The organism is Stieleria sp. JC731 (assembly GCF_020966635.1).
Lineage (GTDB): Bacteria > Planctomycetota > Planctomycetia > Pirellulales > Pirellulaceae > Stieleria.
In genome coordinates, this window is the sequence record NZ_JAJKFQ010000011.1 from 811,260 (window position 1) to 827,595 (window position 16,336).

The 16,336-nt window shown below is 54.0% G+C and carries 12 protein-coding genes; 6 read left to right on the forward strand and 6 right to left on the reverse strand.

Annotation, left to right across the window (positions count from 1 at the left end; translation table 11 throughout):
* Positions 1 to 38 precede the first annotated feature (38 nt).
* The 4 genes from LOC67_RS19880 to LOC67_RS19895 form a co-directional block, all read right to left on the reverse strand.
* Entirely contained in the window at positions 39 to 3,527 is a 3,489-nt protein-coding gene (locus LOC67_RS19880; RefSeq protein ID WP_230264506.1) for a hypothetical protein, read from the reverse strand.
* A 356-nt stretch (positions 3,528 to 3,883) separates the two neighbouring features.
* A complete protein-coding gene (locus LOC67_RS19885; protein WP_230264507.1) occupies positions 3,884 to 4,567 on the reverse strand; it encodes a hypothetical protein in 684 nt (227 codons plus the stop codon).
* Positions 4,568 to 4,827: 260 nt separating this feature from the next.
* Positions 4,828 to 5,421 (reverse strand): peroxiredoxin, encoded by a 594-nt coding sequence (locus LOC67_RS19890; RefSeq protein WP_230264508.1) that lies wholly within the window; start codon positions 5,419 to 5,421, stop codon positions 4,828 to 4,830.
* Positions 5,422 to 5,647: 226 nt separating this feature from the next.
* The gene (locus LOC67_RS19895; protein ID WP_230264509.1) at positions 5,648 to 6,634 is read right to left on the reverse strand and encodes a hypothetical protein; all 987 of its coding nucleotides are present in this window, start codon (positions 6,632 to 6,634) and stop codon (positions 5,648 to 5,650) included.
* Positions 6,635 to 6,718: 84 nt separating this feature from the next.
* Between LOC67_RS19895 and LOC67_RS19900 the strand changes: the two genes are divergently transcribed.
* Positions 6,719 to 7,126 carry a CPXCG motif-containing cysteine-rich protein gene (locus tag LOC67_RS19900; protein WP_230264510.1) on the forward strand — a complete coding sequence of 136 codons (408 nt, stop codon included), beginning with the start codon at positions 6,719 to 6,721 and terminating at the stop codon, positions 7,124 to 7,126.
* A 331-nt stretch (positions 7,127 to 7,457) separates the two neighbouring features.
* Complete coding sequence (locus LOC67_RS19905) at positions 7,458 to 8,813, forward strand: hypothetical protein (RefSeq protein ID WP_230264511.1); 1,356 nt, start codon at positions 7,458 to 7,460, stop codon at positions 8,811 to 8,813.
* Between the two features lie 45 nt (positions 8,814 to 8,858).
* Here the strand turns inward: LOC67_RS19905 and LOC67_RS19910 are convergent, their stop codons facing one another.
* Positions 8,859 to 9,539 carry a hypothetical protein gene (locus tag LOC67_RS19910; protein WP_230264512.1) on the reverse strand — a complete coding sequence of 227 codons (681 nt, stop codon included), beginning with the start codon at positions 9,537 to 9,539 and terminating at the stop codon, positions 8,859 to 8,861.
* 9 nt (positions 9,540 to 9,548) lie between these two features.
* On the opposite strand from LOC67_RS19910, the gene LOC67_RS19915 reads away from it, so the two are divergent.
* From LOC67_RS19915 to LOC67_RS19930, 4 genes are all read left to right on the forward strand, one after another.
* Complete coding sequence (locus LOC67_RS19915) at positions 9,549 to 10,400, forward strand: histone deacetylase (protein ID WP_230264513.1); 852 nt, start codon at positions 9,549 to 9,551, stop codon at positions 10,398 to 10,400.
* Between the two features lie 248 nt (positions 10,401 to 10,648).
* Positions 10,649 to 11,053, forward strand: a complete 405-nt coding sequence (locus LOC67_RS19920; protein WP_230264514.1) for a hypothetical protein — start codon at positions 10,649 to 10,651, stop codon at positions 11,051 to 11,053.
* Positions 11,054 to 11,398: 345 nt separating this feature from the next.
* The gene (locus LOC67_RS19925; RefSeq protein WP_230264515.1) at positions 11,399 to 12,337 is read left to right on the forward strand and encodes a hypothetical protein; all 939 of its coding nucleotides are present in this window, start codon (positions 11,399 to 11,401) and stop codon (positions 12,335 to 12,337) included.
* Between the two features lie 276 nt (positions 12,338 to 12,613).
* Positions 12,614 to 13,057: an FKBP-type peptidyl-prolyl cis-trans isomerase gene (locus LOC67_RS19930; RefSeq protein ID WP_230264516.1), complete on the forward strand. Its 444-nt coding sequence runs from the start codon at positions 12,614 to 12,616 to the stop codon at positions 13,055 to 13,057.
* A gap of 599 nt (positions 13,058 to 13,656) precedes the next feature.
* Here LOC67_RS19930 and LOC67_RS19935 read toward each other — a convergent pair.
* Positions 13,657 to 16,197: a serine/threonine protein kinase gene (locus LOC67_RS19935; protein WP_230264517.1), complete on the reverse strand. Its 2,541-nt coding sequence runs from the start codon at positions 16,195 to 16,197 to the stop codon at positions 13,657 to 13,659.
* Positions 16,198 to 16,336 lie beyond the last annotated feature (139 nt).

The window sequence follows — 16,336 nt, forward strand, 5'->3', positions numbered from 1 at the left end:
CGGCACCACTATGCAGCGACGAAGTGACTGATGGACTATCACGACGAAACCTCATCGGGGGCTGTCGTGACGTCTTCAGGACCAATCGAATGGGTGACTGCGATACTACTTGGCGAGCGGAACTCCGCGGGGCGTCCATTGCGAGTTGACGGTTCGAATCGTGAGGCCGATGTTCGTGAAACATGGCTGCTGCTGAGAACCCGTGACGGTGTCGGGATCACCAAGCTGCGAATTGCCAACATGACCGCGACGACAATCAACGCGAGCATCGATACTTGCCCTAAAAGGACCGTGGCATCTGGGGCGATCGACAGCAAACCCGCGAGACCAACAATGCCCAGCAAAAGTGTCACGGGGTGCCGCGTTGCCGGAAAGTACGTTAGTACCGACGTACATATCACAACAAAACTTGCGACCAGCATCCAAATCAATGTCCGTGTACCAGTCAATGCTTCGAACGCCCGATCGTCCATTGCAGAAAACAAATAACGGTTTCCGCTGTTTGGCATCGGAGTCAGTTCGACATACTCCGCATCACCTTGAACCATTCGATTGACCAAGGCGGTTTCGGCGAGCAACGGTTGTCTGACAAGCCAGCGATCAAATGTCCAGCGCATCAGTCGACCGACCGATGGATTCGTTCGCAACAGATGGCAGTTTGGCGGTGTGGTCAGCTGCCAATAAACTTCCTGCTGTCCAGGGCCGAGCGAAACCATGGGGGAAATGTCTTCAATCAAACCCGTCGCCGAACGATCCGTCCACAAGCGGATGTCAACGATATGATGCGAGCTGGCTTCGTCAGTTAATCGGATTTGCAGTTTCTGCTCCGAGATGCGAAATGCTGCCGGTTTGCCATCGATCATCACTTTCGTTTCGGGAGCTTCCTTTCCCAACAAACTGATATCGAATTCGCCTGAGCCGTCGATAACTGCGATGACCTGGTCGTGCTGAGCGATTTCGTTGACGATCGTTCTGATAAAGACTTTTCCGATCTGCACTTCGCTTTGCACGCGTGCTTGAGGTGAAAGTTTCAGTTTGATCGGTGCTTTTGGCAGATTGCGAAAACGCAAGTCGTTGCCTTCGATGAAATCATCAACTGGCTCAAGCACGTTTTCTTGATCGCCAATCAAATCGACTGTGACCTCACCCCGCAACGTGATGTCTTGCACCAACGGGTATGGCATCGAGAACTGTGTGGTTGCCGATTGATCTTGCTGTGCCTTTGCGACCGGCCAAGTTCGCTGAAAACGAATCTCCATGGTTCCGTCGGCTAACGCATCAGAAACGACATCGAAATAATCGAGTGTCGGTGAAGTGCGTCCAGACGCATCGTTCTCGGAATTGGCTTCATCGCTACTTACCGGAACAATGCTGGCGGGCCTGCCTTGCACCAGAACCGACCATGTGTTGGCCGTACCCGATTCGGATTTTGTCGAGTTTGAATCTGTGTTTGCTGCGTCGAGTGTCGTACCAGCACTGGTGGTCGCCACTGGCTGGTTGTTCAAACGAGGCACAGCAACACGAAGTCTGCCTTCGAGGTCCGTTTGCGATTGAATCTTCCAACGCACGACCGTATCGATTTGATCGACTTCTAGCTGAACGTTGGCATCAAGTGATTCAAAGACAAGACGCGGCGGCTGTTCAACCAAGTCGCCGATGACACGCGCTTCGGCATCAGCAGGAACAATCGCAAACCTTCGCAAACTGTTGTCCTGCTTTGAATCGTCAACAGGCTGTCGTTGTAGGTTTTGGGATCTTCCCAGATCGACAACTAAGGCTCGACGTCCACGGCTGCTCAGTTCCAGCGTCGATTCGGTGACCGTGACTGGTTCCTGACCATCGCCATCCAAAACCACTCGTGGGATCGTCAGATCAATCTGTTGAGTTTTCGTTTCGTTGTTTTCGGAATCAAAGACTAGACGAGCTTTGATAAGCACCGGAATCGATTCTTCCATTCCCGTATAGGCGTTTTCAATTTCGATGAATTGATCGCGATCGTATCGAGAAATCCTGGCACCCGTTCGTGCGTTTTCGACCGAAAGAATTTGCCAACCAACCATATCGACCGTCAGCAATCGGCTGGGGCTACTGTTTCCGGCAGAGCGGATTTCCATTGCCAAGTCGGCATAGTTGTCACGCAGTTCGACATGCGATGCGCTGGTGATTCGCATTTCACGTCGTGTCGCATCGAGCCACATGGGAAGAACAAATTCGCCACGAATGAATTGAAACTCGTGGACGTTCTCGCCTCCAGAAGGGTCGTCTGCGTCGCTACCGGCGATCTTGGTGACGCTCGGCCGTTCTCGCCAACGCAATCGATAGTCCGGACCCGCAGTGACCCGTACGGTTCCGCGGCTGCGAACGGCGTCCACAACATGGGGCACTTGGAAACGCAGCGGTGATGCGGCCGATGGTGCGTCGCTGGTGAGTTCGACACGAAACGAGATCGCGAGACTCTTTTGGCGTTCGACTTTGGGGATCGTTACCAGGTACAGTCCCGGGCGATCGGCGCTGACTTCGGACGTTTCGAGTTGGCCAAACTGCCCGCCGCCGATCAGTCGTGGGTTTTCATAGAGGCTGGCGTTCTCTGGCAATTGCAATTGGAAACTGGAGATCGGACCTCGCGGGTCGCGAACGGTCATTTCGACGTTTTGGACGAATTGATCCTGAGGAGAATTCCAGGTGACGGACACGTCGCTGGTCGACTCCAACTGCGGAGTCACGACTGGGTTGTCTTGCTTGCCCCATTGCAGCGTGAAGTTCCCACCACTGCTGACGATGTTGAATCGTGTCCGTCCTGCGGCTTCCGCACTCGTTTCGATCACCTCGTCATCGCGGTCAAGGATTTGGCCAACAACATCCGATGCGTCTGTCAGCAACTTGATTTGCGTTGGGGCGGGTGGTAGCCGAAATTCCAACGATTTAAAGCCATCGTTTTCGACTCGTGCCGACATCTGCATACGAAAGGCAACGGTCGTGTCTGTTTTGACTGCCGCTAGCAGTTGTTGGACACCACTTTGCTGGTCGATATCGAGTGCTAGCTTGTTGTCATTGTCTTGTCCAAGAAAGAATTCCGCTGGCGCGAGTCGGTGAAAGTTCTCCATCGACATTGGGATTTCGACCGTCTCATCGTCTGTGGCGTCAACACTGACGCGAACTTCGACGCTCAGGTCGGCACGGTTGCCTTCGACTCGACCGTCGATCACGACACTTTCAAAAATAAAACGGCGTGTTTGGTTCTCCGATTCTTGTTCAAGCTGCCACCACTTTTCGTAAGTCATCGGTGGCAGGTAGATCGGCGCTTTTGAGACGTCGAAAACGAACATCCCTTTGATGGGGATTTTTCCAGGTTCCACTGCTGCCGAGGTTGCCGGTGGCCGTACCACTTCCGGTGGTGGGTAAGTCCCCGGAGGCTGTGCCAGGACTGGAAACGCAAAGAATTGGACGACGATGGCGCACACCGACATCGCGACAACCCGCCTGAACCAGTCGGCGATATGTTCGATGCGGATCTCTTGGCGAACCATGCGTTACCGGGATGCCGAGCGCGGTGACAGGGCGAATGAAATTGATTCCAACCGTGGAATCATCGCCGTTGTGTCTTGGATAAGTGAAAAGTGCGGCAGGCGGTCACCCATGCAAATACCACCCCGCAATGTTTGTGACATGCCTCTAGTTTACGCAAACTGAACAGTCGGAAACAGCGAATCCTAGCGACTACCGGCAGGTTTAACTGCTCGCTGGGGCCAACGAAGAGCGAAAACCGTAAAACCGTCACAAGCGGATATGTGAAACGGAGAAAAAAAGTCGAGCCGACTCCGAATTGAATTTACCCTCCGCAGTTGTATTGCGCCTTGGCAAGACCGCAATCGCGCGGTCTGCGTCAATTCAATGGGATCGGGCTGGATGCCAATGCCTCGGCCGCTTTCTCGATTGTGGCCACCGAGATTTCTTCACCTGATCGGTCGATCAAAACCCAAGGCTGGGCGCGGCGGATGACGCCTTTTTCAAGGAATTGGCCAAATAGTCTGAGCCGTGTGGACGTTTCACCGGCAACGAAATCCGTGAAGGGTGCGTCGCGTCCCCCTAAAAGGATGGCGACGGATGCCCCATCGACTTTCGATCGGTAAGCCACCGAATTGGTTGCTGGAAGCGTCAGGGTTTCAGACGCACCAAGCCCCTTGGAGGCGTCAATATCACTGACCAGATCGATTGTGGGGTGGGAATCCAGCAGCGTTGTTTGAACTGAGACGATCCATTCAAAGGCACTGCGCCTTTCAAAGACAGTGCGATCTGATGATGCCGACCAATCGGCAATCTCGATCGGGCGAATGACAACGCGGTAGCCGAATTCAAGAGATTCAGTTTGAGGATACGAGAGGTGCAATTCGTCGCCACGAACGAATTGCTCGTCGAGAGCTGGCAGAGTTTGATCGTCGGGATGACGAAGCGAAACCGAATTGCCGCCGATCGATAGTGACGTCCCTCCGCTCGCGTCGATTCGCCAGACGGAATCACCGATTTGCCAAGCTGCGATGCCGAGTCGGTTTGGGGCAGTCAACCACATCCAATCAATTCCGGTCTAAACATGAAGCCGACAAGCGATAGCCGGCAAAGAAAGTTAAAACGAAATGGCCGCAAGTCTCTGCCGATGCGAATTCACATCGGCTTTGCGGCCATTGCTTAGCGAGTCAACAACGTGACTGCTATTGTTTGATCAATGAGCCAAGCAGTGGGTTCGGGGCAGATCTGCCATATCCCGCTGTGTGGGTCACACTGTCAGGACCCCACTGTCAGGCTGCATTTCCAAAACGTGTTCGCTGGCGATTAGCCCGCGTACTCGGCACCAAAGAACTCTTTGCTGTCGTCGACGTTTGGCTTGATCGTGCGGGCACCTTCTTGCCAATTCGCTGGGCAAACTTCGCCGTTCTTTTCGAAGTACTGAAGTGCTTTGACCATTCGAAGTGCTTCATCAACACTTCGTCCCAATGGGAGATCGTTGACGACTTGGTGGCGTACGAGGCCTTCTTGATCGATCAAGAACAAACCACGAAGTGCGACACCGCCATCGAGCAGGACGTCGTAGTCACGCGAGATTTGCTTGTTCAAATCCGAAATCAATGGATAAGAAGTCTTGCCGATACCGCCTTGGTCACGCGCCGTGTTGGTCCAAGCCAAGTGGGTGAAGTGGCTGTCGATCGAAACGCCCAAGATCTGAACGCCTAGGTCTGAGAAATCTTTTTCTCGGTCCGAGAAGGCGATGATTTCCGTTGGGCAGACGAACGTGAAGTCCAGTGGCCAGAAAAACAGCAAGACGTACTTGCCTTTGTAATCACTAAGTGAAACTTCTTTGAATTGCCCGTCGGGCATGACCGCTTGTGCTTTGAAGTCGGGCGCTTGCTGTGCGACTAAAACGCTCATGAAATCTGCTCGGATTTTGAGTTGCGAAGTAAATCGTCGAAGACGGCGCCAAGCAATCGAAGATCGGTGGGCGCCGATTGAACTTTGTTTCGAGCAACACTATCGAACAGGTGGCGTGATCCGACAAGCGGTGGAGAAAAAATCCGGTTGCAGTATCAACACTCGCGAGGCCAACCTAGGTGTCCGGCGATTGCGAACACCTTTGGGTTGGCCAGGCAGGTCGTTTCTACTCCGCTGGTGGGCGACGTGGGCGATCACCACCAGGTGCTCCACCACCATCACGCGGCGGGCCATTTCGGTCCCGTCCCATGGTGCGTCGAGCTTCCATCATTTTGTTCAATTCGTCCTTGGACAGCTTTTGATCGCTGTTTTCGTCAAATCGCTCGATGAAACGAGACATCCATTGGGGCAATTCGTCTTCGGATAGAGCACCGTCGCCATCTTTGTCTTGCTGAAGCAACCGAGACAGCATCTGTTCAGGATCAGCTCCGCCACGGCCCATCATTCCCATGCCGCGTCCGCGTGGCGAACCGGCCTGGTCGCCTCCGCGTGGGCCACGGTCACCGGCACCTCGATCTCCGGGTCCTCGCTCTCCAGGTCCTCGATCGTTCATTCTGCGTTCGCCCTGACCATCGGGGCGTGGGCCCTCTGGTCGCGGACCGTCAGCTCGTGGACCCTCTGGTCGCGGGCCGTCTGGTCGCGGGCCGTCTGGTCGCGGGCCGTCTGGTCGCGGGCCGTTCCCGCGTGGGCCAGCTTCGTCTGGGCGGCGGTCACCGGGGGGGCCAAAATCGTCAGGACGCATTTCGGCGAGATCGATTTTTCCATCTTTGTTGTGGTCGAGCTTCTTCAAAGCGTTTGCCGCGTTATTGATCTCGGCTTCAGAGATCTCCCCATCACGGTTGGCATCCAGAGCCGCAATGATCGGCAGCCGAAGCATCATTTGAGGGCCGCGTCCACCACCAGGACCGCCGGGCCCGGGCGACTCGGCACGGAATCCGGGGCCTTCTCCATCGCGTGGACGTCCTTCGCGGGGCCCACGAGGACCGTCGAAGCCCCGGTCGCCACGAGAGTCTCGTTCGCCGCGAAATTCACGTCGGCCTTCGGGCCGATCGTCTTGCGCCGACGAGTTTTGCGAATCTACGCCAATGCTAATGACTAGCCCCGCGACCCCACAGGCTGCCATACGCCAAAATCGTTTTGCCTTACGTTCCATGGTGAAATACCTATCCGCAAGTTGTCATGAAGAAGAGAAGTGAAAAGGCTGGCGTCATGATACAATTCGACGTAAAGCACCGCCTTGTCGAGAAATCTTGCCGCCCACTTCGTACAACACTGTGTGAACGCGACGGTTTCGAAATATCCACAAGGGAAGACGGAACAAATTATCAGCGGCCAATCCTTTAATGGTGTCACCATGGATGAAACCAATTCTGGCGAGTCGATCGAACGTCTTGATGAGTCCGGCAAAACGGAACTCGTCCAATCAGAATTCTACGAATCGCAATCGGAGAACTTCGACGGCGAGGGCAGCTACATCTGCGAAAACTGTGGCGAAGAAATCGTGATCCCGCTGGATCCCATCGAAGGCTCATCGCAAAGCTATGTCGAAGACTGCCCGGTGTGTTGCACCCCGATGGTGATTCACGTTAATTTCGATGGCGCACACGCGATCGTTTGGGCCGAATCGGAACAAGACCGGTATTAGGCTTCTGCCGATTGCTGAAACATCGCATTGCCTGATCAAATTGCCTCGTCAGGTATGACGCGTGCCGATGCGGATGTCTTGTCCCGAAGGGATGTCGCACAACGTTCACGCATGGCTATGGCTAGGTGTTTGCGTTTGTTGAACATCGATCCGGCTGAAATGCATTCGGTCGAGTGACGTGAATCGAGCGAAATCGTGCGAATACGTATCAGTCGTTCGCCGAGTTTGCACTGCGACGACGTTTCCGGATGAGCGCGATCCCTATCGCGACGGAACAGCCACTGAGTAAATTGGTTGTAGATTCAAGCCATTCAACAGGATTCATCGATAAATGCGTCTACCACCTTGGGCTGTCCAAGCCATCCGTAACGGAGTCGCCGACGTGGCTCGCAAAGCCAGCGATCCGGAAACCATCAAAAAGGTCCGCTCACAAGCCACGGAACTGTTGCGGGATTTGCCTGACAACGCCTCCAAGAGTATCGACGCGATCGTCAAGTCCGCATCGGAGACTGCTCGTGGCGCATTTGATCAAGGTCGTTCGACCATTTTACGTTGGTCCGAGCGTCAAAAGGAAATCGCCTCCCTCGGCTACAACGCCTCGGGCGTCTTGCTAAACGAACTCGGTAGTGGCGTTCCGGTCGGCGATCGTGTGTTGCAATTGGGATGTGACCTATTGCAAGGCGATTGCTTGAAGCTGAATGCCCGAAGTCAGATTGATGAAGCCTTAACGCGGCAATTGGATCAATCCGGCAATCGGATCCTTGTTGCCAACAACTTCGACTCCGCAATTCGCTCGTTAGTCGCCTTGGCTTCACGGCCGAGCAACATCGCGAGTCAAAGTACAGCTGGCCAGCAAGATTCTGGGCAGCAAGGTCGCCGAATCGTAATGCATCGTGCACACGCCATTCGCTTGCCATCAGGCTTGCCGTTGCCGGATTTGTTCGAAGGCTATGCCATTGAGCAGTGTGGCGGAGTAGGCACGGTTGAGCCGAGTGACTTTCGGGATGCCGGGCATTCGATCGTTGTCATGGCTGACGACGGCAAGGAGCCACTGCAATGTTTCGAACTTGCCGCTGACGATACGATTCAAGTCGCGGTATTGCCCATCGCAACCGTTGAAGCGAAATACGCTGATGTCCCGGATGCAAAATCGTTGCTGAAAGCTGGCTTCGACATTGTGGTGCTGCAGGCGGGACCGCTGACCGGATCAGCGAACGCTGGATTGATCGTTGGTAAAACGGCGTTGCTTGAAACGATTGAATCGAGCTTGGTGTGGAACTTCGCGACGGCTAATGATGCGGTTGCGGCAACCGTTTTGGCATCGATTGTCAACGAGCCAAGCCCACTCGGTGTGTTGATCGAAACCGGTGAAGAGAATCTACGAAGTCGAGCCGAGCGCATGGCGACTCGGCTGACAGCTTCTCAGACGATTAAAGGTTGCAAGATTGACAACGCTTCGGCCGTTTTGTCAAAAGGTAAACGTTGGGCTTTGCCATCTCGTCAATTACGGTTGCAACATCAATCGATGGCGGCAACCCAATGGGCCGCCTCACTATTGGAACAATCGCCAGCGGTCATCGCGTCGGTCGACGCAGATGACTTGGTGATCGATCTGCGATGGGTCCCCGCATCGGCGGATGGAGTGATCGCAGACATCTTGGCTCCTATCGACGATGACCAAGACTAAATTGGCGCGTTTCATTGGTGCTGCCTGACGACTATTCGCAGTGCATTACCTGGGGCGATTTGCGTCTTCAATCGCGTTGATCAGTTTCTGTGGTGTGGGGGCAAGCAACACAATTCCTGCGATGCCGACGGCCACAAAAAACAGATGTGCAAAATTGTGATCGATGAAGACGAACACCGCATTGAGCATCGCAGGGCCTTCGAATAACGCTTGCCCAATAAGCGTGCTTGATTGAAACGCGCCCAGGAAGTGCCTTCCCTCGGGCGGCAACGTCGCATTGGTATCGATAGGCTGGGGGAAATCTAAATCCGTTGATCGAAGTCGTTCCGCAGCTTGCCCCTTCATTATCTTAGGCAACACGATCGCGACCGGGATGGTCAATAGTGTTGCCAACCCTCCGATGGCAAGGAACAACCACTCGTCTTGACCAAAACGGATCAATGGCAAGTCTTCAGGAAAGTCGCCTAAGGACAGGTACGACAGGATTCCAGCAACGACGACGACTCCGTTGATCAACGCAAATGTGATCACAAGTCCCGTTTTCGCGGTTTGGGAAATACTATTGGGGGCACGCGTATTTCCCGGACCGGATGAACCGCCTGGTGAGACGTAGGGGTTATTGGGTGAGTCAATCATTGCGTTTCCAAAATCTCCATTCGAATTGACGATTCCGTTGTGAAACTTTTCTATACCGACCACTTCGAGCTGCCGTTGCCAGACAGGCATCGATTTCCGATGGACAAGTATCGGCGACTGCGACGGCATGTTGCAACTAGTGACATCCATCGGGCGGATGTGCTGCTGGTTCCACCGGCCGCGACGGATCAGCAACTGCTGCTCTGTCATGATGAGGGCTATGTTGATCGTGTCAAATCGGGCGGTTTGTCGAAATCTGAAATTCGTCGAATCGGGTTCCCTTGGTCTGAAAAGATGGTGGAGCGTTCGCGGCGGAGCACGGGAGCCACCATTGCGGCGGCGCTTGCGGCTTTGCAGGATGGATTGGCTGCGAACTTAGCCGGCGGCACGCACCACGCATTTTCAGACGCAGGCGAAGGCTACTGTGTGTTCAACGACGCTGCTGTCGCGATTCGCGTTCTACAAACGGAAAAAGTTATCGGTCGAGCCTGTGTGATCGATTTGGATGTTCATCAAGGTAACGGGACAGCTTCTATTTTGGCGGGCGATCAATCCGCGGTCACACTTTCGATGCATGGCGCAAAGAACTTTCCGCTGCGCAAATTTCCCAGCGATATCGATGTGCCTTTGGATGATGGGACTGAAGACGATGCTTATATGGCATCCTTAGAAGTCGCTCTGGGCGCGCTTGATGACTTGCATCGAGCGAAACCATTCGAATTAGCTATTTATCTGGCGGGGGCCGACCCATTTGAAGGAGATCGACTTGGGCGGATGAAGCTATCTAAAGAAGGTTTGAAACGTCGCGATTCGATGGCGCTTCGTTGGTGTCGCGAGAGGTCCTTGCCAGTCGCCATCGCGATGAGCGGAGGCTACGCGCCTGAAATCGACGACATCGTTTCGATTCACGCGGCCACCTTGGAAATCGCATCGGCAATCTGTCGGGGATAAATCAACTCAGGGTCCCTGGATTCGATTGTCCGTGCTGGCGATCGCTTGGGACGCTTTTGTTGTGGGCAGAAAAGCACGGGGAGAAAAGCACGGGGAGAAAAGTTTTTTCGGAAAGTTGGAAACACCTGGAACGTTCGTTCGCTTGGCTTCATGTGTCAAGGAAATCGAAAGCGACGAGCAGCTCGGCAGACTCGCCGTTTTCTCCATAAAACAAACGTTCTGTCGAATCCAATTGAAGGAACCTTACCATGTTGAAGCGAATCCTCCTTACTGTTGCTCCCATCGTCATGATCATGGGCACTGTCAGCGCTGACGATGACTTGCTGAAATCACTTGCCGTTTTGGACGGTGACTCCATCGCATCGGTCTCGAGCGAGATGCCAACTTCGCTAGAAGACGAAGACGACTTCGGCCAAGCCGACGTTGACGCTCTGATGGGCGACGATGAGAAAGACGAAGACGCGATTGCCGCATGCTTCCGTCGAGTGGGCTACGGATACGGGTATAGCCATAGCTACCGCAGCTACGGTTACAGCTACTACCGCCCACACTACAACTACAACTACCACTGCTACCGTCCAGTCACGTACAACTACTGCTACCCAGTGACCTATCACGTGCCTTGCTACACCAGCTACTGGGCATGCTACTAATCGTGACCTTCACGGTGACGTCGACTGACGAACGCTTCGGCTTCGTCAGTCGAGCCAAAGCCAACATCATCGCCCGGTGAATCGGACCCGATCCGATGCCGGGTTTTTTTATGCAACTGCAGTGTGCGACTGGACCGTCATGGGATCAACAGAAAATCACCTGGCAGCAAATTTTGGCTAGTGATGTAACGACGCGCCGCATCGTTCGCTTAGCCGAATGTCGTCACTATCGCCGAGATCTCAGGCCAGCCTCGTTTAGTAGCTCTTCGGTGATATCGACTAATCCAACTTCGCCCAACTTCGGTTCGTTCTCAAACGCTTTCACATCCAACCATCAAAGCAGCCATGAAAACCAAAAGACTTAAACGTTGTGCTCTCGCGTTCGCGATGCTGTTTTCAGCAACGTGTGCTCCTGAGCCATTCCTTTCTACAGCAAGCGCCGACGGCATTGATCTGCATCGACTGATGTCGGGGCCGGATCGATGCGACCACGTGATTTCATTGTTGATGCGCTACGGTGTCAACAATGATGTCGATCAATACAGCAACATGCAGGTCTATCATCCGCTGGGGCCTATTCAGCTGCCCACATCGGAATTGGGAGATTTGCAATTGGTCTCCATCGCCAAACTTGCCGATGTTCATCCCGGTTGCGGACCGACATTCGAAGTCACAATCAAAAACTGCAGCACTCGAGCAGTTCATGGGATGCGGCTTACCTTGGTGGGATTGCTGGGACGAATTTGTCCGACCAGCCCCAGTGTGACCGAGAAAATTGACTGCCTGGCCGCAGGGGCCATCGTACAACTGAACGTCAGCCTTCCGGTGGAAGCGATGGCGATGGGGCAATACAACGGGGCACCGATTCCGATGAATCGATTGCTTGTCGCTGTCGATAGCTATGACCAGTTCATGGAATCGAACGAGGCAAACAATTTGAAAGTGATGGAGATGGGGGCGATCCCGATTGCTTCTGTTGTGGAAGCGAGTGACATCCCAAACGGAAATGTCGCACCGGCCTCTGTCGGTTCCCCTCAAAGACCTTCGCAGGAATCTTCCCAGATGGTTTCCAATATCGGTCCTGACGCGCCAGCGGCATCGATTCAGAACCCAAGTGCTGCCCCCCAACAGAATCCAGGTGGAGCTGGCATCGGGGCTGCCGGTTCAGGTTCAGCGGTTGCACCGTCGGACTTGCGGTCAGCGATCGAGCAATTTGGTCAGCAGAACGCGCAAAACGAGAAATCGGCTGAGCAAGCAACGCTTGATCAAGCGGGTATTCAGTGACCTCGCATTGGTTCCCAGAGTGTTCGCAATCCGTTTTCTCGCAATCGCCAACGCCGCGTTTTCATAACGCGGCGATTTTCCTGGGATTGCCGAAGTGAATCGAGGTCTGCACAGTTAAGAAATAGACAGGCGTGAGCAGCAAAATCGGTGATGCCCTTCATACCCGACATTCGTAATTCGCCTCACTTAAAATATCCTCTGGCCAGATTGAACTTTTGCGTGATACGATCGTATCTGGTTCTGATACGAATCCCACCGGAATTTTAGCTAGTCGAAATGGCCGATCGATCCCTGTTTATTGCCCTGCTGGGCGGGCTATTGTTACTCACCGGATGCTCGTCCGGGTATGGTCCATCCAATTATGATGCTGATGCGCCAACCGAGTTCACGACGACGGAATCCGGTTTGAAATACAGGATTCTTCGCAAGAGCGACAAACGAAAGCCAAAAGAAACCAGCCATGTGAAAGTGCACTACATCGGCACACTGGACGATGGCACGGTGTTTGACAGTACTTACGAACGCGGAAAGCCAGCCACATTGAACCTCTACAATGTCGTTAAAGGTTGGCGTGAAGGGATGCAGCTAATCGGTGAAGGCGGAATGATCGAGTTGGAGATTCCGTCTGAACTCGGCTATGGCGAACTCGGGCAACGCAATGCCGTCCCCCCGAATTCAACGATTCACTTCATCGTCGAACTGGTCCGGGTCTTCGACTGATCGCCCATTGCGCTCATCGCCTGTGATTAGATGTTCTCTGTTAAAGCCAAACTGCCACGGCCGCATCGATCTGCGAAATCCATTTGTCAGTCTTCTTCGCCATCGCGTTCTTGGCGGACGGGACCACACAGTCACCGCTGGTTCTGAAACACGTCCGGCGCTGTGTCTGAGTTATTCCCAAAAACATCACGCTTGGCGAGGTGAAAAAGTGTCGTTCGACTCTCCGAGTCGAAAACGCAATCGATTCGTAGAGTCGAGCGACACTGGCTACCAAGCTCTGCAAATGGGGCTCGGACGGCTTCCTGCTCAAACGCGAGGACCGCGACCAAAGGATTTTTACATTCAACTGATCGACCATTCGTACCTGGAACCGCAGGCTGGCGTTAAGCGGCTGATTATCGACTATTCGTATCTGGAACCGAAGACTGGCGCCAAGCTGCTGATTGAGGTCGGTTCTGATTCTGGGGAATCGCAGGCTGGCGCCTAATGGCAAGGACGTCGACAAGGATCTGTACGATCCGCTGGGTAGCAATGACTATCGCGACAAACTCGCTTCCAGTTCAAGGGCCCGAAGTCGAACGTCGACAGCCTTGGCGTTTTCATACCAAGCTGGATGCGTCGTCGCGATTTGACATTACCAGGCTCATCGTTTGAAGTTTCCGCAGTACAAATTTGTACGCTTTGAACGACGCGAACAGTCCTAGCCCGGTCGCGATTAATGAGACCAGCATCACGTCTCGCGCGTCGGCCTGACTGACCACCAGCAGTGTCACTCCTAGAAGCGGCACGAGGCAAGCGAGATAAAGATGGGCTTCGCAGCGTGCCACCGTTTGGGTCAGCCGTTCATCGAATCGTGTGTCACGCAACGTTTTTCGAACCAGCCTTGGGTAAAGCACGGACACCGCATAGGTGCAAATTCCAAAGTAAGGATAGATCGCAGCGACACCACCACAGATGACGTGCGACATAAAGAAGTGACTGAATTCGCGTTGCGATATCTCCGGATAAATCAGCCACAGGATCAGCGGATACAGGATCGCGGCCAGGCACCACAGCAAGCCTCCGATCACAGCCGCTCGCTGCCCCAACTGGAACGTGGCATTCAAATCATCTTCGGTCGCTTCCTTTCCGTGGTTCACACGTTCCAAGCCTCGTGACACTTGCTGGGTAAAGTAGACGACCAAGAACGCAGCCAATGGAAATGCGATGGAGTTGATGCAGAAGGAAAGCGTTTCGAACGTCGATCGCAATCCGTCGACCTCTTCGAATAAAGTTCCCAGTGTGTCTTTGAAGTTGTAGTAGTACCCATAGATCCCAGCGAGCGCATTGGGAACTAGGATGATCAGCGAGGTCATCAGCCAAGGTGATCGACGGCCAAGCCATGCGATGCGGCTGTTCGGATCAGGGTCAAAGATACGAGCCGCTTCCGGATTGAGCGCGAGTTTTAGACGGGCTTCAAATTCTTTTCCAGTGCCGATGCGTTTGTCGGAATCAAAGTGCAATGCGTCGCGAAGGATCTGTTCCAGGAGCCGACTGACAACGTCTTCGTTTTCCGCACCTGGCGAATCAAGGCTTTGTCGAGCTTGAAGCTGTTGATCAACCGCATCGATCCATGACTGCGGATTCCCAGAACAATCAAAGGGACGTCGGCCTTGCCACAATTCCCACAGCAAAATCGCAAGCGAATACAGGTCGGCTCGAGGGCCGACTTCCTCCGGGACCGTGACAGCGGTTGCCGAGATCGCCCGCAGGTGTTCCGGTGCCATGTATCCGATCGAACCGCCGAAACTGCTCGCCGCTCCGGCACGTCCTGCGCTTCCGGCGAAGCTGACGTTGAAATCGGCGAGCTTGGGAATGCCTTCGGCCGACAGCAGAACGTTGGCAGGTTTTACATCGCGGTGCAGCACTCCCCTACCATGCGCGTTATGCAATGCACGGCAAAGGTGGATGCCGATCCAAGCGACCGCCATCGGCCACGAAAGGTTGCGAAGCTTTTCTCGCAGCATCGATTGCTCGGGGACCGCCTGGGCGGTTCGCAACAAAGCACGGTCGACACAGTTCAAAATCATCTCCCCACGACGCTCATGCCGAGGGGTGTGTTTGACTTGTTGGACGATATCAGCAAGGGTCCCGCCCGGATGGAACTGCATATAGAGCAGGTGTGATGACGGTTTCGTCAGTGTCCTTTGGTCGTAAACTCGGACAATGTTTGGATGGTCAAACTGTGCGAGTGCCTGCGGTTCGTCGCCCGTCCCTTGCGACACTTTCAAAGCCACAAGTCGACTCATCGAATCTTGGCGAGCGAGATAGACATGTGCGAACGCCCCGCTACCTAAAGTTTGCAAGATCACAAAGTCGTCAACAGTCTGTCCGATCGCAAACTCCGGTGGCTTTTTCCGACTAGCCGCGGCCATCGTTGCTTCCGGTTTCGCACTCAGCTGACCGCCGAGCAGTTCGGCAATCATGTCATGATGCTGCGGAAACTGTTTTTGCAATTGGTCCGCGTTAGGAGTCCGGCCGGCTTCCTTATGAAGCTGGATTTCTTCCATGACTAAATCAAGAGGAACGCTGGTCGAAGGCAGCAGGTCTTCGTAGTGCGGAAGGTAGTCTTGGATCTTCGGCAAACGTTGAACCGTCGGTTCCTGTTTACCATCAGCCGTCGCAGTTTCGGCAGAGATGGCTTCTGCCGCACTGGCCATATCCAGCTTGATTAATTCGGTCAGCAAAAATCGCTGGGTTTGCAAATCAGTGGTTGGCAGAAAGCTTCGCAAGCGTGCCGGCGACGCTTCGAAAGACGCGTCGAGGTAGGCTTCCAAACAGGATTCTAGAAGCTCGTCGAGGTGATCGCAGGCATCCTGATGGCTATCCCGCTGAAGGTCCACATTCGAATCGATGACGTTCTGCGAATGGCTATTTGAATCTGAAGAGTTCGAGGAGTGATTTGACAGCAGCTCATTCGGATGAAGTGTACCTTGATCTGCGTTTTCAACCTCGCCAATCCGTTCGATTTCGTAGGGGCTCGGTTGCTTTGTCGTCTCCGCTAACAATTTTTGCAGCGGCTGCTGCGTCGTTTCGTCCGGCGCAGGACTGGCCCCCGGCGATTGCCTATGAAGATTTTCATCGTTATTGGGATTGGCCATGAACGCGTAATTTCCTTCGCCTCGACTTAATCACCCCTATCGGCGTGAATTGACCGCGGCCACCAAAGCTTTGCCGGACTTTTGTGCACCCTCGCTTTTCCAGTCCGTTTCCTTGCGTTGTTCGTGCGATAAGGATTAG